Origin of the sequence: Tessaracoccus aquimaris (assembly GCF_001997345.1) — a bacterium.
Lineage (GTDB): Bacteria > Actinomycetota > Actinomycetes > Propionibacteriales > Propionibacteriaceae > Arachnia > Arachnia aquimaris.
In genome coordinates, this window is record NZ_CP019606.1 from 1,652,081 (window position 1) to 1,671,610 (window position 19,530).

Below are 19,530 nucleotides of genomic sequence, written 5' to 3' on the forward strand. Positions count from 1 at the left end.
GTCAGTCCTCCTTGGTGGCCGCCATGACGCTCGTCATCCGCGGCCGCGACTTCTTCTTGCGGGAGGCAAGATAGGCGCGCGCATCGGGTGTGTCGCGCGCGAGGGCCAACAGTACCCCGGTGCCCATCAGGCAGGCCAACATCGCGGAGCCGCCGTAGGAGATGAACGGGAGGGGGACGCCGAGCACCGGGAGCAGGTGCATCACGACGAAGATGTTGATCACCGCCTGGCTGAGGAACCAGCCGGTGACGCCGGAGGCGACCACCTTGTTGAACATCTTGTCCGAGCGCATCGCGACGGCGAGGCCCGCCCAGCCGAGCAGCGCGAACAGGCCGATCACGAGCAGGGCGCCGAACAGGCCCAACTCCTCGCCGATGACGGCGAAGATGAAGTCGGTGTGGGCGTTGTCCTTGAGGCCGCCGTACTTCTGTCGGCTCGCGCCGAGGCCGAGCCCCCACCAGCCGCCGCTCGCCAGCGCGTACAGCGCAGACATGGGCTGCGACGACAGGTCGGTGTTGGACTGCGGGTCCAGGAAGATCGAGATGCGGCTCATCCGGTTACCTGATCCGTAGACCAGCAGGCCGACCAGCACCGCGGCTGCGGTGCCGAGCGGGATCATCACGCGCAGCGGGGTCCCGATGAACCACATCACCAGGACCAGGATCAGGCCGATGATCAGGCCGGTGCCGAGGTCCTTGCCCGCGAGCACCAGCGCGAGGATCAGGCCGCCGAGCGGGATCAGCGGGATGGCGAGTTGGGCCGGCTCGTGCAGCCTGCCGCGCTTGAGGTGGAACACGGCGCCGCACCACACCACCAGCGCCAGCTTCGCGAACTCGGATGGCTGGAACTGCACTCCGGGGCCGAGCGCGAGCCAGTTCTGGTTGCCGCGGCTGTGCTGCCCGAGCGGGCTGAGCACCAGGATCAGGAGCACGACGGCGAGCGCCCACGCGGGCCAGCCCAGCTTGCGCAGCAGGTCTGGCTTGATCCGGCTGAAGATCACGGCGAACACGATGCCCGCGACCACGAACACCAACTGGCGCGTCACGTAGTAGTAAGGGTCGACCTGGTTGTGAAGCGCGTAGGCCGAGGAGGCGGAGAGCACCATCAAGGTGCCGAGGCCGACGAGGATCGAGACGCTCGCCGCGATGAAGTAGTACGGGGCCATCGGCGAACCCGCCAGGGCCTTGACCTGGGACCAGATGGTCAGCCGCGCCGGGGAGGTTGCGTCGGTTGCCATGGGGTTCCTTCCTACCTGGCCAGGTACTTCTTGACCGCCGCCGCGAAGCTGTCCCCGCGGGCTGCGTAGCCGTCATACATGTCGAGGCTGGCGCATCCCGGTGACAGCAGGACGGTGTCTCCGGGCCGCGCCATCGAACCCGCGAGCTCGACGACCTCGTCCATCACCCCAGTGTCGGTCGTGTCGAGCACGCGAACGGGGACCTCGGGCGCGTGTCGGGCAAGCGCCTCGGCGATCATCTCCCTGTCGACGCCGATCACGACTGCGCCGCGCAGCTTGTCGCGGTTCCGTTGGATCAGTTCGTCGAACGTGGTGCCCTTCGCCTGGCCGCCCGCGACCCACACGAACGAGTCGTAGGCCTGCATCGCCGAGTTCGCGGCGTGCGGGTTGGTCGCCTTGGAGTCGTCGACCCAGGTGATGCCCTCGGCGTCTGCGACCTGCTGGATGCGGTGGCCCGCCAACTGCAGCCGCTTCAGCCCGTCGGCGACCGACGTGGCCGCCACCCCGTAGCTTCGGGTCAGCGCCGCCGCGGCGATCGCGTTGGCGACGTTGTGCGGCGCGAAGGGCTGCACGTCGGAGACCTTCGCCAGTTCGAGGGCCGAGTCGCGGCGCTGCGGCACGAAGGCCCGGTCGACGATCAGGTCGTCGACGACGCCGAGCATCGAGATCGCCGGGATGCCGGTGGTGAAGCCGATGGCGCGGGCGCCCTCGACGACCTCGGCCTCCTCGACCATCTTCTCGGTGACCGGCTCGGCGACGTTGTAGACGCACGAATGCGTGACGCCCTGGTAGATCTTCGCCTTGTCCGCCGCGTAGCGGTCGAACGCGCCGTCGCCCTCGTACCACTCGAGGTGGTCCTGGTGCAGGTTCAGCACGACCGCCGAGTGCAGGTTGACGTTGTTCATCCAGTGCAACTGGAAGCTGGACAGCTCGACGGCGAACACGTCGTAGTCGACGTCGTCGAGGATCGCCTCGATGATGGGTCGGCCGATGTTGCCGACCGCGGCGGCCTTCTTGCCGTCGGCGATCAGCATCGACTCGACCATCTGGGTCGTGGTGGTCTTGCCGTTGGTGCCTGTGATGCCGAGCCACGGGATGACGCGGTCTGGCTGCATCATGCGCCACGCGAGTTCGGTCTCGCCCCAGACGGGGACGTTCCCGGCCGCGGCCTGCCGAAGCAGCGGGGCGGACGGGCGCCAGCCGGGCGAGGTCACGACCAGGTCGGTGCCCGGCGGCAACTGCGCGGTGGCGCCCTTGCCGAGCCGGACGGTGACGTCGAGGTGCTCGAGCAGCATCGCCTTGTCGGCGTAGGCATCGGACTCGTCCAGGACGGTGACCTTCGCGCCGAGCGACATGAGGCCGTCCGCGGCGGCGAAGCCGGAGACGCCGAGGCCCGCGACGACGACGTTGGCCGACGGCCAGTCCGAGAGCCGGTTAGCCGAGCTCATCCAGTCCTTTGTCAAAACTGACCCACCACCCATTCCGCGTAGAAGATGCCCAGGCCGAGCGCGACGCACAGCCCGCAGATGATCCAGAACCGGATCACCACCGTCACCTCGTCCCAGCCCAACAGCTCGAAGTGGTGATGGATGGGCGACATCTTGAAGATGCGTTTGCCCTTGGTTGCCTTGAAGTAGGAGACCTGCAGCGCGACGGAGCCGACCTCGATGACGAACAGCAGGCCGAGGATCACCAGCAGGATCTCGGTGCGCGTCATGACGGACAGGCCGGCGAGCGCGGCGCCGATGGCCATCGAGCCGGTGTCACCCATGAAGATCTTGGCCGGCTTGGCGTTCCACCACAGGAACCCGAAGCAGGCACCGGCGAAGGCGATCGCGACGACGGCGAGGTCGTTCGGGTCACGCACCTCGTAGCAGCGCGGCCCCGCCGTCGAGGTACGTCCGCACCACTGGTTGAACTGCCAGATGTTGACGAGCGCGTAGGCGGAGAACACGAGCGTCGCGCTGCCTGCGGCGAGCCCGTCGAGGCCGTCTGTGAGGTTGACGGCGTTGCTCCAGGCCGCGACAAGGAAGACGATCACTATCACGGCGATGAAGATCGGCAACCTGGGGCCGAAGTCCCGGAGGAACGAGATGGCGGGCGAGGCGGGAGTCAGGCCGCGGTGGTCCGGGAAGTTGAGGGCGACCAGCCCGAAGATCGCGCCGATGGCGATCTGGCCGATCAGCTTGCCGCGGGCGGTGAGCCCAAGGCTGCGCTCCTTCGAGATCTTGGCCCAGTCGTCGAGGAAGCCGAGGAATCCCATGGAGGCGGCGAGCCCGATCAGCAGCATGCCCGACAGCGTCGGGGCCTGCCACCGGAGCAGGTGGGTCAGGAAGTAGGCGAGGATCACCGCTCCGACGATGACGAGGCCGCCCATGGTGGGGGTGCCACGCTTGACGTAGTGGGCGGTCGGCCCGTCCTCTCTGATGAACTGCCCATAGTGCCGCCTGGTCAGGAACTTGATGAGCATCGGGGTGCCCACCATCGCCAACAGCAGTGACAGCCCGCCCGCGAGCAGGATGTTGATCACTTCGTCTCTCCGTCCCGTGCGACCAGCGTGGCCGCAACCGTCTCCAATCCGACACCGCGAGATCCCTTGATCAACACGACATCGCCGGGGCTAAGGGTAAGCGACGATGCGACCTGATCGCGCGTCGAGGCGCGGGCCGCGATGTTTTCGGACGTCGCCCCCGCCACGATCTGGTCGGCGAACTCTCCGACGGCCACCACCTCGTTGATGCCCAGGTCAGCGGCGAGTCGGCCCAGTTCCTGGTGCAGTTCCGCGGCCGTCGGGCCGAGCTCGAGCATGTCGCCGAGCACCGCCACCACGCGGGCCTCGGGATGCTCCCGCCTGGTGCCCGCCGCCAACTCGACGGCGGTGGCGAGCGCGACGGCCATCGAGTCGGGGTTGGCGTTGTAGGCGTCGTTGAGGATCAGCACGCCGTCGGCACGAGGGGCCAGTTCCATCCGCCACTGCGAGCGTGGCGTCGCGGCCGACAGCGCCGCCGCGATCAGGTCAAGGTCGAGCCCCGCCGCGAGGGCGGCCGCCGCCGCGGCGAGCGCGTTGGACACCTGCTGCCTGCCGATCACCCCGAGGGCGACCTCCGCGGTGCGTTCGCCGTCTCCGTCAGAGGCGACGAGCGTGAAGCTGGCCTGGCTGAGCGCGTTGAGTCGGACATCGCGGGCGGTGACGCGCAGGTCGCCGCCGGTGAGGTTCCCCTCACCGAACCAGGCGATCCTGGCGCGGGTCGCGTCGGCCATCGCCGAAACGAGCGGGTCGTCGAAGTTGAGCACGGCCCAGCCGTCGGGGGCCAGGTCGGCGACGATCTCCGACTTGGCGCGGGCGGTCGTCTCCATCCCGCCGAACTCGCCGACGTGTGCGCGCCCGACGTTGAGGCACATGCCGATGTCGAGCCCCACCAGCGAGGTCAGCCATGCGATGTGACCGATGCCGCGGGCCCCCATCTCGGAGATCAGATAGGCGGTCGACGCGCCGACGCGGCAGGCGGTCAGGGGGACGCCGATCTCGTTGTTCTGCGAGCCGACCGGCGCGACCGTCGGGCCCGCGGCCTCGAAGATCTGCGCCATCAGGTCCTTGGTGGAGGTCTTGCCCGAGCTTCCGGTGACCCCGACGCTGAGCATGCCCCGCGCCCTGGCCTCCGCGACGACGCCGCGGGCTAGCCAGCTCAGCGCGTCGACGGAGTCGGCGGCGAGGATGTGGGGGGCGTCTGCCTCGGTGAGGTGGGTGCCGATCACGCACGCCGCGCCAGCCTCGACGGCGCGCGGCGCGAAGTCGTGTCCGTCGACGCGCTCGCCTGGGATCGCCACGAAGATCGCGCCGGGACGCGCCTCACGGTTGTCGATCACGACCTCCGGGCCGACCAGCGCGTCGTCGCCGACGAGTTCAACGGCCGCCGGCTGCATGAGGTCGATCAGTTCACTGATCCTTCGTGGTTCCATGACGCTCACCTTCCTCCTCGAGACGCCACCACGCGAGCGTCGCCTCCTCTGCGTCGTCGAAATCGACCGTCCGGTCGGCGAGAATCTGGCCCCTCTCGTGGCCCTTGCCGAGGATCGCGACGACGGACCCGGGCCCTGCCCTTCGGATCGCCTCCTCGATGGCGGCCCGGCGGCCCGCGACCTCGAGGGTCTCCCCCGCTGCCGCCTCGCGCGCGCCCGCCAGTGCCTGCGCGCGGATCGCCGCGGGGTCCTCGGTGCGCGGGTTGTCGTCGGTGATGATCGTGAGGTCGCTGCCCCTCGCCGCCGCGGCGCCCATGCCTGGGCGCTTCTCCGGGTCGCGGTCGCCCCCGCAGCCGAGCACGCAGATCACCTCGTCGTGGCCGGCGAGCGACTCGAGCGCCGCCTCGACGGCCTGCGGGGTGTGCGCGAAGTCGACCACCACGAGCGGGGCACCCTCCCCCAGCGTGACGCGCTGCATCCGGCCGGGGACCTGGGCCGTCTCCAGCCCACGCAGCGCCGCCTCGGCAGGGACGCCGACGGCCTCCAGCATCGCGAACGCGACGGCCGCGTCGATCATGTTGTAACTGCCGGGCAGCGTCAGGCGAAGCTCGAGGCGTTCCGAGTCTCGGGTGAGGGTGGCGACGCCGCCGAGCGGTTCCTCGGGGGCGTAGTCGCTGAGTCGGTAGTCGACGCCCGCGCCGGTGCCGACGGTGATCAGCCGCGACTGGCCGTGCGCGGCGACCCGGGACGCGAGTTCGCGACCGTGGTCGTCGTCGACCCAGATCACGCTGACGGCGGCCCTGCCCGGTTCGAACAGCTTCGCCTTTGCCTCGAAGTAGTCCTCCATGGTGGCGTGGAAGTCGAGGTGGTCGCGGCCGAGGTTCAGGAAGCCGACGGCGTCGAACGCAATGGCGTCGACCCTGTCGAGCGCCATGGCGTGCGAGCTGACCTCCAGCGCGACGGCCTGCGCTCCCCTTTGCTGCATCACGGCGAGCAGCGCCTGCAGGTCGGGCGACTCAGGTGTCGTGACGGTCGAGCGCGACGAGCGCAGTTCCTCGGTGCCGAGCCGGAATCCGATGGTCCCGATGGTGCCGGTCGGTACCCCGGCGGCGAGCAGCCCGCCCTGCAGGAGCGCGACGGTGGTCGTCTTGCCGTTGGTGCCGGTGACGCCGAGCATGGTCATCTCGCGGCCGGGCTCACCGAAGAGGCGCGCGGCCACCACCGCCATCGCCTCGCGGGCGTCGAGCGCCGCGACAACGGGGACGAGCGAGGGTCCGATCAGATCGCGGCCCGCGTCGTCGGTGAGGATCGCGACCGCCCCGGCGTCGACGGCGGCCGCCGCGAAGGAGGCGCCGTGCGCGCGGCTGCCGGGCAGCGCCACATACAGCCAGCCGTCCTCGACCGCCCGCGAGTCGAGGGTGATCCCGTTCACCGCGGTTCGGGCGTCGGTGTCCCCGACGAGACCGAGCCCCGCCACCAGCGACGCGAGGGTCGCGGGGGCAGGGCAGCGGGTCGAAGTGCGCTTTCCATCACTCGAACGTTAGCGGCAGTTTCGGTGCCGTGGTCGTCGACGGCGCGACGTTGTAGCGGGGAAGCGCCAGCTTCAGCACGTCGTTGACGACGGGAAGCGCGAGTTGGCTACCGAGGTTGCCGTTGGTCGGCTGATCGAGGACGACGTAGACCAGAAGCTGCGGGTCCTCGGCGGGTGCGGCGCCGACGTAGGAGGCCGTGAAGCCGTTGTAGCACTTGCACTTCGGGTCGAAGCGCTGCGCGGTTCCGGACTTGCCGATAGTGCGGTAGCCGTCGATGGCGCGGTCGTCCTTGAGCGTGACGACCGACTCCATCATGTCGACGACTGCCTTCGAGGCCTCCTCGGAGACGACCCGGTGCGACTCGCGCGCCGGCAGGTCGACCGGCTCGCCGTCGGCCGTCGTCGCCGACTTGATGATGCTTGGCTGGTGATAGGTGCCGCCGTTGATCGCTGCGGCCACCGCTGCGGCCATCTGGATCGAGTTGACGCTGAGGCCCTGGCCGAAGGCGATCTGGTCGCGCGTGTAGTCGGCCATGTCCGCGCCGGGCAGCCGACCGGCGGTCTCGCCCGGCAGGCCGACGTTGCTCTTGGTCCCCAGCCCGAACGACGACAGGTAGTCGCTGAGCTTGCCCTTGTCCATCGCCCGGGTCAGTTGGATGGTGCCGATGTTGGAGGAGTTGGCGATCACGCCGCGCGCCGTCAGGTTGATGGTGCCGTGCGAGTAGGAGTCGCGCACCACGCCGTCGCCGGAGGCGATGGTCGGCGGCACGACCACCTCCGTGTCGGGGGTGACGAGGCCCTGGTCGGCCAGCGCCGCCATGGTCAGCACCTTCTGCACCGAGCCGGGCTCGTAGGCCTCCGTGACGGCCCGGTTACCCAGGTCCTCGCTCTTGGCGGAGCCGGGGTTGGCCGAGTCGTAGCTCGGCCCGTTGGCCAGCGCGAGGATCTCGCCGGTCTTGACGTTGAGCACGATCAGCTTGCCTGTCTTCGCGCCGGCGGTCTTCATGCCCTGCGCGAGGGCCTGCTCGCTCATCCACTGGAGGTCGGAGTCGATGGTCAGCACGTAGGAGTCGCCGTCGACGGCCGGCTCCATGACGGAGGTGCCGAGCGGGATCCGGCCATAGGTGGACGAGTCGTAGACCTGCTTGCCCGGGGTCCCGGTGAGCTTGTCGTTGAGCACGTACTCGAGGCCCGCGGCGCCGTTGCCCTCGGCGTTGACGAAGCCGAGCACGTTGGAGGCGACGGTGCGGTTGGGGTAGGTGCGCACCGGGTCGCTGGTGGCGAAGAGCCCGTACAGCGGCCGCTTGCCGTCGCCGTCGATGCCCGCCTTCATGTCGGCCTGGATCTCCACCCAGGTGTTGGCGGGGATCCGACGCGCCACGACCTTGTACTTGGAGGTGCCGTCGCCCACCATCTCCAGGTAGGTCTCCTTGCGGCCGCCCAGATGCTTGACGAGGATGTCGGCGATCGCGCCCGGCGAGGCCTTGGCCGCCGCCTGCTTCTTCTCGCTCATCCGGTAGCGCTCGTCCGCGCCGTTGGTGAAGACCATGTGCGGGTCCATCGAGATCAGCATCGCCGGCTCGGTCGCGGCGAGCACGACGCCGTTGCGGTCGGTGATCGCGCCGCGGTTGGCCGTGAGGTCCTTGGTGGACTGCATCTTCTTGGCCGCGGTGTCTGCGTAGGCCTGCGAGTCGATGCCCTGCAACTGGATGGCGCGGGCTCCTGCGGTGCCGAGCAGCACTGCAAGCAGCACCATGAACACGCGGATCCGCACCGAGGTCCGCCCGATGGGCAGCCTGACGGTGCGGCGGTAGCGGCGCGGGGCGTCGGCCTTGGGGCGCGAGGCGGGCTTGGCGGCCGCGCGCGGCTTGGAGGTGGGGCGCGACGCGGCCGCCTTCTTGGCTGCGGGACGCTTGCCCGTCTGCTTCGAGGCCGCGGCGCGGGTCGTCGACGTGCGCGACGAGGAGGGACGCGACGACGAGGAACGCGACGAGGAGGCGCGCCGGTTGCCGCCGGAGGCCGGCTTGCGCTCGGTCACGGCTGTTCCTCCCCCGCGGGTCCCGCGGCGGTGATGTCGGTGGGGGCCTCCTGCTCGGCCTGCGCGTCGGGCGCCGGGTCAACGGGTGGCGCGGTTGGCTGCGCCGAGGGCAGCGGCTTCATCTGGGTGCCGGTGAGGAAGGGCATCTCGTTGCCCTTCACCGCGGTGGGCACTCCGGTGACGGTGCCGTCGGCGAGATTGATGAACGCCGGGTACGGGTTGGGCACCATGCCGAGTTCGGTGGCGCGCAGCGCGAGCGCGTTGGCGCTGGAGACGCGCTGCAGTTCGCCCTCGAGCGACTCCGCCTTGTAGCCGAGTTCGGTCGCCTCCCTGCGCAGCATCGTCAGTTCCTGTGACTGCGCCCCCACCGACGTCGACACGATCATCACGGCGCCGAGGCCGATGCCGATCAGGACGGCGATGATGGCGATGAACCCGAAGGTCGACACCGACGCCGTCGGGGTGTGCACGAGGGAGAGTCGCGGGGCCCGCTCCTGGGCCTCGGTCTCGACGGTTGCTGCGCTCATGCGGCCTCCTTGATCCGTTCGGCGACCCGGAGGCGCGCGGACGCGGCCCGGGGGTTCGTGGCGATCTCTTCGGCGTCGGGCCGTTCGGCTCCCCTGGTGAGGAGGCGGAGGTCGGCCTTCAGTTCCTCGGGGACGACGGGCAGGTCGCGCGGCGCCCGGTCGGTGGCGCCCTTCGCGAAGGTCCGCTTGACGAGCCGGTCCTCGAGCGAGTGGTAGCTGAGCACCGCGACGCGGCCGCCCACCGCGAGCGCGTCGACGGCTGCTGGCAGCACGCCCTCGAGGGCGACCAGTTCGCGGTTGACCTCGATGCGCAGCGCCTGGAAGGTCCGCTTGGCCGGGTGTCCCCCGGTGTGCCTCGCGGCGGCGGGGATGGCTCCGGAGATCACCTCGACGAGCCGGCCTGAGGTGTCGAACGGGGCGTCCTCGCGGCCCGCGACGATCGCGCGGGCGATCCGGTCGGCGAAGCGCTCCTCGCCGTACCACTTGAGGATGTTGGACAGGTCCTTGGCCGGGTAGGTGTTGAGCACGTCGGCGGCCGTCGGGCCTTCCGTCGGGTTCATCCGCATGTCGAGGGGCGCGTCGACGCGGTAGGCGAACCCGCGCTCCGTGCGGTCGATCTGCAGCGAGGAGAGGCCGAGGTCGAGCAGGATCGCGTCTACCCGCGCGACGCCGAGGTCGGCGAGCACGTCCGGAAGTTCGTCATAGACGGCGTGCACGAGGGTCGCGCGCTCCATCAGCGCGCCGAGGCGCTGCTCGGCCACCTGGTGCGCGTCGGGATCTCGGTCGATGCCGATCAGGCGCGCCTCGGGGCAGGCGTTGAGCATGGCGATGGAGTGGCCTGCCAGGCCGAGGGTGCCGTCGACGAACACGGCGCCAGGGTGCGAGAGCGCGGGGCGGAGCAGTTCGACGATCCGGTCGCGCATGACCGGATCGTGGACGTCCGCAAAGCCCTGCATCAGATGTCGACCCTTCATCTCTTGTCTATATCTCCACCTGGAGATTCCCTTCCGGGCCGGTCCTGACATCGGGGAAGTGAAGTCAGGGCCGGTCCGGCCGGGTATCACCGGGTGGAGGTCACATTCCCGTCAGGGCGGTGAACTCGTTGTCCATGTCGGAGAAGCCCTCTTCGCTCAGCTCCGAGTACTTCTGCCATGCCTCGGCGTCCCAGATCTCCGCGCGGTCGCCCGCGCCGATCACCACGACGTCACGATCCAGACCCGCATAGGCGCGCAGGTTCGGGGGGATGGTGACCCGGCCCTGCTTGTCTGGAACCTCATCGCTGGCCCCGGCCATCAACATGCGCTGATAGTCGCGGACCTGCTTCACGGTGCTCGGGGCGCTGACGAGGGAGGTCATCTTCGCCTCGAACGTGGCTCGGGGGTACACGGCGAGCGCCCGCTCCTGGGTCCTCGTCACGACGAGACCCGCTGCGAGCGCTTCGCGGAACTTCGCGGGAAGGATGAGGCGGCCCTTCTCGTCCAGCTTCGGCTGATACGTCCCCAGAAACATCGATCAGGCACCTCCTTCCTCCCTTAGGCACCCACTTTGCTCCACTTGGCCCCACATTACCCCACTTCTCTCCACAGGGCAGCCATTTTTCGTTGCATTCCTGGGTTGTTGCCGCGACTTGTAGGCTTAGCGACGCCGCAAACTGCCACCCATAGGAGCCCAGGTGATCCAGCACGCCACCCCCTCGCTGCCAGAGGTGTCTCAGCTCGCCAACCGCATCGCTGAAGAGATGAGTCGTGTGATCGAGGGGAAACCCGCGCAGATCCGGATGGCGGTGACCGTGCTTCTCGCCGAGGGGCACCTGCTGATCGAGGACGTGCCGGGCGTCGGCAAGACCGTGCTCGCCAAGGCGCTCGGGCGCGCGATCGCCGGCGATGTGAAGCGCATCCAGTTCACGCCTGACCTGCTGCCCAGCGACGTCACCGGAGTGTCGGTGTTCAACCAGTCCAGCCGCGAGTTCGAGTTTAAGCGCGGCGGCATCTTCGCCAACATCGTGCTGGGCGACGAGATCAACCGGGCCTCCCCCAAGACGCAGTCCGCCATGCTGGAGGCGATGGCGGAGAACCAGGTCTCGGCAGACGGCCAGACCTACAAGCTTCCGCAGCCGTTCATGGTGATCGCCACGCAGAACCCCATTGAGATGGAGGGCACCTATCCCCTCCCCGAGGCGCAGCGCGACCGCTTCATGGCGCGCATCACCATGGGCTACCCCGCTCGCCAGTCCGAGGTCGCGATGCTCGCGGCGCAGGCGGGGGGCGACCAGTTGTCCTCCGTGCGTCCGGTGACGGACGCCGCGACGGTCGCAGCGGCGATCCAGGCCGTCCGGGCCGTCTACGTGGCCCCCGTCATCAACGACTATGTCGTCTCGGTCGTCGAGGCGACGCGCAGGCACCCCGACCTCCGGCTCGGCGCGAGTCCGCGCGCGTCGCTGCACCTGATGCGGGCCTCGCGGGTCGCCGCCGCGCTGGCCGGGCGCGACTACGTCATCCCCGAGGACGTCGGCTCGCTCGCCGTCGAGGTGCTCGCTCACCGGGTGCTTCCCACCGTCGAGGCGCAGGTCGCCCGGCGAGATGCCTCGGGGATCGTCTCCTCCGTCATCGCCTCGGTGCCGACCCCGGAGCGGGGGTAGGCGCATTGAAGCGCGGCGCACGCTTGACGGGCCGCGGCCTCGCGCTCGTCATCCTCGGCGGCCTCGCGTCTGCGGCGGCCGCCTTCATCGGCGAACGCGACATCCTGTGGCTGACGCTCGGGTTGACCGCACTTCCGGTGCTCGCCCTCCTGTATCTCCTTGTCGCGCCGCCCCGGATCGGGCACGAACGCACCCTTGAGCCGCCGATGATGCCCAACGGCGAGAGCGCCAGGATCGTGCTGCGCGTCGTCAACGACGCGCCAGCGCAGTCCAGCGCGCTGCGCTTCAACGACTCGGCCGACCACGCCATCGGCGGCGGCGCATCGTTCGTGATCGCCCGCGGCTTCGGGCGCTGGCACCAGGCCGTCGGGTACACCGTCGAGGCCGAGTCCCGCGGCCGGTTCCGGATCGGCCCGCTGACGGCGTCCGCGACCGATCCGTTCGGGCTGGCGCGCCGCACCATCACCTCCGACGGGGAGGACTCGACGCTGCGCGTCACGCCACGGGTGTGGCCGTTGAGCGAGTTGCCGACCGGCTCCGGGCTGGGGGCGGCGGGCGACGCGACGCCACAGCGGATCGGGCAGGCCGGCACCGACGACGTGCTGGTGCGCGAGCATCGCTACGGCGACGACATGCGCCGCGTGCACTGGAAACTCTCGGCCAAGAAGGACGACCTGATGGTCCGCCTCGAGGAACACCCGTGGGACCCGTCGAGCACGCTGATCGTCGACACCCGGCGCTCGGCGCACGCCGACCACGGGCCGCGCGGGTCCCTCGAATGGGCCGTGTCCGCGGTCGCCTCGGTGGCCACCATGCTGCTGTCGGGCCGATTCCGGCTCTCGATCGTGTCGCCGTCCGGCTCGGTGTACCAGTCGGGGCACTCCGTCGGACCGTCGGCTGGCCAAGCGATGATCGAGGCCATGACGGACCTGACGGCCTCCGAGCACGGCTGGCTCGGCGAGGCCTTCAGCGACCCTGAGGCGCTCGGATCGTCGGCGTCGCTCGTCGCGGTGACCGGCCTGCTCACCGCGGCCGACGCCGCCGCCCTCACCGCCGCCGGCGCGGGCGCCCGCAGCGTGGTCGCGCTCGTCCCCGACGCCGAGCGGTGGGGCTCCCCGTCCGACGAACATGAGGATGCCGTGACGCTGCTCGCCAACCACGGCTGGACGCTGGCGCGCTACTCGCCCGGCGACACCGTCCCCGAGGCATGGGCCCGGGTGCCGCGATGAAGTTCACGTACCACCCCCTCACCAGCGTGATGATCGCCGTGGCCGTGTGGCTGTCGCTCTTGCCGCTCGGTGCGCTCATCGAACGCGACGCCTTCGTCGTGCAGAGCCTCCCCGTGCTGGTCGCCTCCGCGGCCGTCGGCCTGATCCTCGCGCTGCTGCGCGCCCCCCGACTGCTGACGCTGATCGCGCAACTGGTGGCGATCGTCGGCATGCTCGTCTGGCGGGGGCTTTCGCTCGCAGGGCCGGGCGACCCGTTCGACGCTCTGGCGCTGCTGACGAGCGACGGCGTCGAGGCCATCCGCAACCAGCCCCCGCCGTTGTCGGCCGTGCCGGGCGTGGTGTGGCTGGTGCTGCTGCTCGCCTCCGTCCTGACGATCGTGCTCGAACTGCTCGTCAACGGCCTGGAACAGCCGGGCTGGGCGATCGCCCCGCTGGCGCTGTCGTTCACGATGTCCGCGCTGATCGTGCGCCAGGACCTCCCCTGGTACCAGGTGCTGCCGGTGCTCGGCGGCTACCTCGCCGTGCTGCTCGCCTCCGGCGGGTTCGGAGGGGCGACCGGCCGCGCGTCGCGCTCAGGGGCCTTCAACGCGTCCCGCACCGCCACCGGGCTCGCGATCGCCGCCATCGGCGTGATCGCGGCGCTGGTGATCGCGCCGCTGATCCCGCTCGGCCCGAAGCAGCCGTGGAACAATTCGGGCCAGGACGGCCCCATTCAACTGAGCGACCCGACCGTCCGGCTCAACCAGGACCTGCGCAGGCCCGACGATGTCCCGGTGCTCAACTATCGCGCCAGCACCGACGAGCCCGTCTACCTGCGCACGGTCGCGCTGGCCAACCTGACCTCCGACGGGGCGCGGCTGATGCCGATGCGGCTCAGCCGCTTCGGGCTCGGCTCCGCATCGAACCAGCCGGGCGTCGACGTCAAGGTCGAGGTGGAGATGGCCGACATCCCCTCCGAATACCTGCCCGCTCCTTTCGCGCCGCGCGGGTTCAGCGCGGACGGGACGTGGTCCTACGACCCGGAGACGCTCTCGATCGTGGCGGCAGGCCCCGACCGCATCGATCAGACGCGCGGGCTGGAGTACTCGGTCGAGTCGGTGCTGCCCGACCCCACCAAGGAGCAGGTCGAGGCGGCAGGTGCCGGATCCGGCCTGGATGCCGTGGTGACCGAGATCCCGCAGGGCCTCTCCCCCGAGGTCACCCAGCTCACCGGTGAGGTCGTCGGCGACGCGCAGACCGCTGGTCAGAAGGCCCTGGCCATCCAGTCGTACCTGCGCTCCGACCAGTTCACCTACTCGCTTGGTGCGCCCGGCTCGTCGAGCAGCAATGCGATCAACGCTTTCCTCCTGGAGGACCGCTCCGGGTACTGCATCCACTTCGCGGCGGCCATGATCACCATGTCCCGGATCGAGGGGATCCCGGCCAGGATGGCCGTCGGCTTCACCCCCGGCGAGCGTCAGGAGGACGGCAGCTACGAGGTGACAGCGCACGACGCGCACGCGTGGCCTGAGCTGTACCTCGACGGGCTCGGCTGGGTGCCGTTCGAGCCGACCCCCGCCTTCGACGGACCGCCCGAGTACGTCGACCCCGCCGACCCCGGCTCGGCGAGCCCCACGCCTGAGCCGACCGCCCCCACCTCGGAGCAGCCTGCTGCCACCCCGACCCCGACGCCCACGCCGAGCCCGACGCCGAGCGCCGACCCGTCGCAGGGCGGTGGGCGCGCCGTCTCGACCGGGATCGGCGTCGGCGCCCTCGTCCTCCTGCTGCTTGCGCTGCCCGCCCTCGCACGACTCGTCCAGCGCGGCCTGCGGCTGCGCGGTGGCCAGGAGCCGGAGCGCGCGGCGGACGGGGCCTGGGACGAGGTGCGCGCCACCTTCCGCGACTACGGCCTGTCCTGGCCGGGTGGTTCTCCCGGCCCCGCGTCCCGGGCTGCGGCGGACCAGTTGATGCCTCAGGGCGCCGCCGCGCTTGCGGTGATCGCCCAGACCGTCGAGCGAAGCCGCTTCTCGCGTGAGGGCAGCGACGCGGGCCAACTCGCGGCGCAAGTCAAGGCGCTTCGGACCTCCGTCTCGCGGGCCGCCACCTCAGGTGCCCGCTTCAGGGCCGCTCTGTTGCCCACCTCGCTGTTCGGTGCGGCTCGCCGTTCAGCGGACGGGCCGCCCGACGGCGCGCTTTCAGACAATTGACTGGGAGCATAGAATGCAAGTATCGAGCCGACGAGGGAGATGAGATGGCCCTTTCTGAGCAGGAGCGCAAGCTACTGGAGCAGCTTGAGGCGTCCCTGATGGCCGATGACCCCAAGCTGGCGGATCGGCTGAGCGGGTCGGCCGAGGTGCGGGTGCACCGCAGGCGCGCAGCGCTTGCCGGCCTGAGCTTCGTGCTCGGCGTCGCGGTCCTGATCGCGGGGGTGCAGGTGCATCCCGCGGTGAGCGTCGTGGGCTTCCTGATCATGCTGGGCGCCGCCCTTCTCGGCATCAACTCGTGGCAGCGCGTCGGCGACGACGGGCAGCCGAGCAAGCCCCAGCAGGGCCCGCCGAAGAGCGATCCCCCGACGAGCGACTTCATGGACCGCCTCGAGGAACGCTGGCGCAAGCGCCAGCAGGGTGGCGACAACTAACTTCGCCGTCGGGGCTGGCCCCGACAGTTCAGCCGAGCCGCATCGTGGTGAGGCAGGTCGGGTCGTCCGCGCCGGTGCCGACCCGGGTGGTGGCGCTTCTGCCGTCTGCGGTGATCGTGACGGTGGCGTCGATGTCGCGCGGCAACCAGAATCCCACGAAGCCGTTGGGGCCGGTCGTGGCGTCCCCCGCGTAGATCTGAGTGCCGTCGTCGCCGACGATGGTGACGTCGAGGTCGGCGTCGACCAACTCCCCCTGGCAGCCCGAGAGGCTGTGGTTGTAGCACTCGTGGGTCTGGCCGACGTAGGGGGCGATCGAGAGGTAGAAGGCGTCCTCGATGGGCAGGCTGATCTCGGACGTGTCATCGGCGAGGATCAGTTCGCCGGAGCGCACGGAGCCGAACGGCCCGGCCTCGCGGTCGTCGTTGGTCGCGTCGAGTGCGTCGACGATCTCCGTGACGCTCTTGCCCTCCAGTCCGTGTGCAGCGAGGAACGCGTCGACGCCGGCGGGGGCAGCGGCTGACGGTGCGGCGGTCGGCGGCGTGATGGCCGGCTGGTCCGCGGAACAGGCGCCGAGGGCGATCACGGCGATCAACGATGCGGTGGCGGCGGGCAGGGTACGCACTGGGGTGCCTTTCGGTTGGGCGGTGACGACACCCTAGAAGATACCCGGTGGGGGTATCTCCACAAGGGGCGGGTCCGGTTACCCTTCGAGAGGCGCCGCGTGGAGCGCCACAAGGATGCGTGCGTGCCGGATCAGGAACAGGTTCTCGTCCAGGCGCTTGCGGCGCAGCCACCCGGTCACCTCGTCGTTGTGCTTGCTCGCGTTGCACGAGGGGCAGGCGGGCACCACGTTGTCGAGGGTGTACCTGCCGCCTCGGGAGACGGGCAGCACACAGTCGCGCTGCAGCGCGGTGCCGACGGCCTCGCAGTAGGCACAGGCCCCCACGCCGAGACGATGTCGCCCCACTGCGCGTCGGTGAGGTCGTTGTCGACCCTGGCGAGCCGGTTCCTGCGACGCTTCGCGTACCTGGCTCGGGTCGCCGCCGAGGCGGTGATCTTGCGTCGTTGTGGCACGCCTGGATGGTACCGACCCGTTGCCGGTTCAGCCCGCAGCCGTGAGGACGTCGGCGCGCCGGGCCAGCCGGGCGCGCTGCACCGCCTGCGGCCCGAACCGCAGCACCGCACGGTCGATGGCCTCCTCCGCCTCCCCCCAACCGCGGGCCGGCTCGTCGAGAGCGGGTTGCTGGTAGGTCTCGGTCTTTGGCACCAGTTTCTCGACGCGCACCCCGATGCGGCGGATCCGGGCGCGCTGCAGCCCGAGCCTCTCGAACAGGCGCAGCGCCTCGGCGTAGATGTCGTTGGTGCGGTCGGTGTAGGCCTTGAGGGTGCCGGTGCGGGTGATGGTGGTGAAGTCGGCGAAGCGCACCGAGAGGGTTACGGTCCTGCCGACCATCTCCTGCGCCCGCATCCTGCCTGCGGTGCGGTCCGCCATCCGCAGGATCTCGGTGACGACGAGGGCGGGGTCGTCGGTGTCGCGCCCGAAGGTCTCCTGCGATCCGACGCTGTGCTCGGCCGGTTCCCTGACGAGCACCGAGCGGTCGTCGCGGCCCCAGGCGAGGTCGAACAGCAGGCCGCCCTGCCCGTCGCCGAGCGCCCGCTGCAGGGTGGCCTTCGAGGTGTTTGCCACATCGCGCACCGACTCGAGCCCGAGGCGGTGCAACTTGCCCGCGGTGGCCTCCCCCACGCCCCAGATCGCCTCGACCGGCAGCGGGTGCAGGAAGCCGATCACCTGGTCCGCGGTGATCCACACCAACCCGTCGGGCTTTGCCTGTTTGGAGGCGAGCTTCGCGATGAACTTGCTCGGCCCGATGCCGACCGAGCAGGCGATGCCCTGTTCGTCCATCACCTGGGCGCGCAGCCGCTCCCCGATCGCCACCGGGTCACCGCCGAGCCTGCGCAGCGCGGTGGTCAGGTCGATGAACGCCTCGTCGATGGAGGCCATCTCGACCCGATCGGTGACGGTGTCGAAGATCTCGGCGATGCCAGCGGAGACCGCGGTGTAATGGTCGAAGTCGGGATGCACGACGGCGACCTGGGGGCACATCCGGCGGGCCCGGCTGGTGGGCATGCCGGAGGTGATGCCGAAGCGCCGTGCCGGGTAGTTGGCCGACAGCACCACCCCCCTGGTGGAGCCGCCGACGAACATGGGCACGTCGCGCAGTTCCGGGTGCCGTGCCATCTCGACGGAGGCGTAGAACGCGTCCATGTCCACGTGGGCGATCACTGTCACGGGGTCACCTTCCTGAGCTTCCCGGGCTGGAGTGCCACAGCTTCCGCGGCGCCTCGGCGGCCCCGGTGCCCGCGGGCTTGATGTCGGAATAGGGCGACTGCTTGAACCCGCTCGCGTGCACCAGGACGCGGCGACGGCCCATGCCTCCCGCGCGGGTGTGGCGCTGCGGATCGGGCGGCGGCTCGAAGCCCTCTGGCGCTGGCTCGTCCGGGTCGGCGGCTTGGGGCGCGTTCGCGGCGTCGGCGGCCGGGCGGCGCGTCTCCTCCCAGGTGCCGACCAGCGAGTAGCCCTCGGGCACCTCGTCCAGGATGGCGGTGACGGCGGCGATGGCCTCCTCCTCGGTCGCGCCCTGGTTGAGCGCGGCGCGCCACGCCTCGTCGAGGGTGCCGAGGTCCCAGGCGCCGGTGGCGCGGATCGAGATGCCGCGCGGCCCGGTGCGGCGGATCTTGCCGCGTACCAGCAGCATCCACGACGAGAAGACCGTCGCGGCGTAGGGCCCCTGCACGTCCTCGAAGAAGGTGGTGTCGACGGGGCCGGTCGAGTCGTCGAGGGTGAGGAAGATCACGCGCCGCCCGGAGCGGACGGGCGGGGTCTGGGTGGCGACCTTCACGCCCGCGACCAGCACCTCCTCCTGGTTGCGGTGCTGCAGCAGGACGCGCGAACTCGACGCCCCGATGGCGCGCAGCAGCGGCAGGTAGCGGCCCATGATGTGCTGGCTCGCGTCAAGGCCGAGGATCTCCAGTTCGGCCTTGAGCCGCTGGTCGTCGTCCATCTCCGGGAGCCCGGTGACGGCGACATCGGCGGTCGGCTCGGCCTCGGCGTCGCCGAAGTCGAGCGCGGTCTGCACGGCCTGTGCCGCGCGGTCGGCCTGCTGGCGCTGCGCCCTTGCCAACTCGGCGGGGTCGGCGCTGAGCACCTGCTGCCTGCGGCCCTTGGCCCGCGCGGCCACCCGTTCGTCTGCCCGGCGGGCGCGGTGCAGGTCGGCGAGCGCGAGCAGCAGGTCGCGGCGGGTGACCTGGCCGTGCCTGGTGATGGCGGCGCGCCGCCCGATGCCGTAGAGCCGGTCGAAGCCGCCCGCCAGGACGAGCCGCTCGACGACGGGCTCGGCGACCCGTGCCCTCGCCCAGAAGTCACTGAGGGAGGCGAACGGCTGGCCCGCAACGATCCGCTCGATCTCTGGCTCGGAGATGCCCTTGACGTCGGCGAGCGAGAGCCGGATGCCCCACCCGTCGACCTGCGGCAGCCCGTCGGCGGCCGGGATCGCCCCCATCGCGAAGTGCTCCGGCAGCGTCACCGACTCCTCGTCGTCCGTCTCCTCGAGGCGTTCGGCGCGGTACCGGCCGGTGCTGCGGTTGACGTCGAGCCCGAGCACCGAGATGTTCATCCGACGCGCCTCCTCGAGCAGCAGTCGCTTGGGGTACATGCCAGGGTCGTGGGTGAGGATGCCGGAGAGGAAGTGCGCC

General features: G+C 70.4%; 17 protein-coding genes. 4 read left to right on the forward strand and 13 right to left on the reverse strand.

The window, feature by feature from the left end; genetic code table 11:
• Position 1 precedes the first annotated feature (1 nt).
• From ftsW to mraZ, 9 genes are all read right to left on the reverse strand, one after another.
• Positions 2-1,237, reverse strand: a complete 1,236-nt coding sequence (ftsW, locus tag BW730_RS07775; protein ID WP_077685751.1) for a putative lipid II flippase FtsW — start codon at positions 1,235-1,237, stop codon at positions 2-4.
• An 11-nt stretch (positions 1,238-1,248) separates the two neighbouring features.
• A complete protein-coding gene (murD, locus tag BW730_RS07780; RefSeq protein ID WP_077685752.1) occupies positions 1,249-2,718 on the reverse strand; it encodes a UDP-N-acetylmuramoyl-L-alanine--D-glutamate ligase in 1,470 nt (489 codons plus the stop codon).
• Positions 2,697-3,767, reverse strand: coding sequence for a phospho-N-acetylmuramoyl-pentapeptide-transferase (gene mraY, locus BW730_RS07785; protein ID WP_077685753.1), 1,071 nt, complete (start codon positions 3,765-3,767; stop codon positions 2,697-2,699). The genes murD and mraY overlap by 22 nt, the downstream gene beginning before the upstream one ends.
• Positions 3,764-5,197, reverse strand: coding sequence for a UDP-N-acetylmuramoyl-tripeptide--D-alanyl-D-alanine ligase (locus BW730_RS07790; protein ID WP_077685754.1), 1,434 nt, complete (start codon positions 5,195-5,197; stop codon positions 3,764-3,766). Before BW730_RS07790 ends, mraY begins: the two co-directional genes overlap by 4 nt.
• Positions 5,175-6,674 (reverse strand): UDP-N-acetylmuramoyl-L-alanyl-D-glutamate--2,6-diaminopimelate ligase, encoded by a 1,500-nt coding sequence (locus tag BW730_RS07795; RefSeq protein WP_077685755.1) that lies wholly within the window; start codon positions 6,672-6,674, stop codon positions 5,175-5,177. The genes BW730_RS07790 and BW730_RS07795 overlap by 23 nt, the downstream gene beginning before the upstream one ends.
• Positions 6,675-6,726: 52 nt before the next feature.
• Positions 6,727-8,484, reverse strand: a complete 1,758-nt coding sequence (locus BW730_RS07800) for a peptidoglycan D,D-transpeptidase FtsI family protein (protein WP_077687569.1) — start codon at positions 8,482-8,484, stop codon at positions 6,727-6,729.
• Between the two features lie 278 nt (positions 8,485-8,762).
• A complete protein-coding gene (gene ftsL, locus BW730_RS07805) occupies positions 8,763-9,293 on the reverse strand; it encodes a cell division protein FtsL (protein ID WP_077685756.1) in 531 nt (176 codons plus the stop codon).
• The gene (gene rsmH / locus BW730_RS07810) at positions 9,290-10,267 is read right to left on the reverse strand and encodes a 16S rRNA (cytosine(1402)-N(4))-methyltransferase RsmH (RefSeq protein ID WP_226997141.1); all 978 of its coding nucleotides are present in this window, start codon (positions 10,265-10,267) and stop codon (positions 9,290-9,292) included. Before rsmH ends, ftsL begins: the two co-directional genes overlap by 4 nt.
• A gap of 100 nt (positions 10,268-10,367) precedes the next feature.
• The gene (mraZ, locus tag BW730_RS07815) at positions 10,368-10,802 is read right to left on the reverse strand and encodes a division/cell wall cluster transcriptional repressor MraZ (protein WP_077685758.1); all 435 of its coding nucleotides are present in this window, start codon (positions 10,800-10,802) and stop codon (positions 10,368-10,370) included.
• A gap of 229 nt (positions 10,803-11,031) precedes the next feature.
• On the opposite strand from mraZ, the gene BW730_RS07820 reads away from it, so the two are divergent.
• The 4 genes from BW730_RS07820 to BW730_RS07835 are packed head-to-tail and all read left to right on the forward strand — an operon-like array spanning position 11,032 to position 15,777.
• Positions 11,032-11,931 (forward strand): AAA family ATPase, encoded by a 900-nt coding sequence (locus BW730_RS07820; protein WP_077687570.1) that lies wholly within the window; start codon positions 11,032-11,034, stop codon positions 11,929-11,931.
• Between the two features lie 23 nt (positions 11,932-11,954).
• A complete protein-coding gene (locus tag BW730_RS07825; RefSeq protein ID WP_077685759.1) occupies positions 11,955-13,160 on the forward strand; it encodes a DUF58 domain-containing protein in 1,206 nt (401 codons plus the stop codon).
• Positions 13,157-15,346, forward strand: a complete 2,190-nt coding sequence (locus tag BW730_RS07830) for a transglutaminase TgpA family protein (RefSeq protein ID WP_158522536.1) — start codon at positions 13,157-13,159, stop codon at positions 15,344-15,346. Before BW730_RS07825 ends, BW730_RS07830 begins: the two co-directional genes overlap by 4 nt.
• A gap of 44 nt (positions 15,347-15,390) precedes the next feature.
• Positions 15,391-15,777 (forward strand): DUF3040 domain-containing protein, encoded by a 387-nt coding sequence (locus tag BW730_RS07835; protein WP_077685761.1) that lies wholly within the window; start codon positions 15,391-15,393, stop codon positions 15,775-15,777.
• 28 nt (positions 15,778-15,805) lie between these two features.
• Here BW730_RS07835 and BW730_RS07840 read toward each other — a convergent pair whose 3' ends face one another.
• The 4 genes from BW730_RS07840 to BW730_RS19225 form a co-directional block, all read right to left on the reverse strand.
• On the reverse strand, positions 15,806-16,399 hold the full coding sequence (locus BW730_RS07840) for a CueP family metal-binding protein (RefSeq protein WP_145952771.1): 594 nt from the start codon (positions 16,397-16,399) through the stop codon (positions 15,806-15,808).
• A gap of 78 nt (positions 16,400-16,477) precedes the next feature.
• Entirely contained in the window at positions 16,478-16,723 is a 246-nt protein-coding gene (locus BW730_RS07845) for an HNH endonuclease (protein WP_226997142.1), read from the reverse strand.
• A 156-nt stretch (positions 16,724-16,879) separates the two neighbouring features.
• Positions 16,880-18,067, reverse strand: a complete 1,188-nt coding sequence (gene dinB / locus BW730_RS07850; protein ID WP_226997143.1) for a DNA polymerase IV — start codon at positions 18,065-18,067, stop codon at positions 16,880-16,882.
• A 4-nt stretch (positions 18,068-18,071) separates the two neighbouring features.
• Positions 18,072-19,490 (reverse strand): helix-hairpin-helix domain-containing protein, encoded by a 1,419-nt coding sequence (locus tag BW730_RS19225; RefSeq protein ID WP_335340898.1) that lies wholly within the window; start codon positions 19,488-19,490, stop codon positions 18,072-18,074.
• Positions 19,491-19,530 lie beyond the last annotated feature (40 nt).

Excerpts from the sequence above, each read along its gene's own strand:
- BW730_RS19225 (WP_335340898.1), bottom strand. The coding sequence starts at position 19,490 with ATGTACCCCAAGCGACTGCTGCTCGAGGAGGCGCGTCGGATGAACATC.
- BW730_RS07820 (WP_077687570.1), top strand. The coding sequence starts at position 11,032 with ATGAGTCGTGTGATCGAGGGGAAACCCGCGCAGATCCGGATGGCGGTG.
- BW730_RS07790 (WP_077685754.1), bottom strand. The coding sequence starts at position 5,197 with ATGGAACCACGAAGGATCAGTGAACTGATCGACCTCATGCAGCCGGCG.
- murD (WP_077685752.1), bottom strand. The coding sequence starts at position 2,718 with ATGGGTGGTGGGTCAGTTTTGACAAAGGACTGGATGAGCTCGGCTAAC.
- ftsL (WP_077685756.1), bottom strand. The coding sequence starts at position 9,293 with ATGAGCGCAGCAACCGTCGAGACCGAGGCCCAGGAGCGGGCCCCGCGA.
- mraZ (WP_077685758.1), bottom strand. The coding sequence starts at position 10,802 with ATGTTTCTGGGGACGTATCAGCCGAAGCTGGACGAGAAGGGCCGCCTC.
- rsmH (WP_226997141.1), bottom strand. The coding sequence starts at position 10,267 with ATGAAGGGTCGACATCTGATGCAGGGCTTTGCGGACGTCCACGATCCG.
- ftsW (WP_077685751.1), bottom strand. The coding sequence starts at position 1,237 with ATGGCAACCGACGCAACCTCCCCGGCGCGGCTGACCATCTGGTCCCAG.
- BW730_RS07800 (WP_077687569.1), bottom strand. The coding sequence starts at position 8,484 with ATGGTGCTGCTTGCAGTGCTGCTCGGCACCGCAGGAGCCCGCGCCATC.
- BW730_RS07830 (WP_158522536.1), top strand. The coding sequence starts at position 13,157 with ATGAAGTTCACGTACCACCCCCTCACCAGCGTGATGATCGCCGTGGCC.
- BW730_RS07835 (WP_077685761.1), top strand. The coding sequence starts at position 15,391 with ATGGCCCTTTCTGAGCAGGAGCGCAAGCTACTGGAGCAGCTTGAGGCG.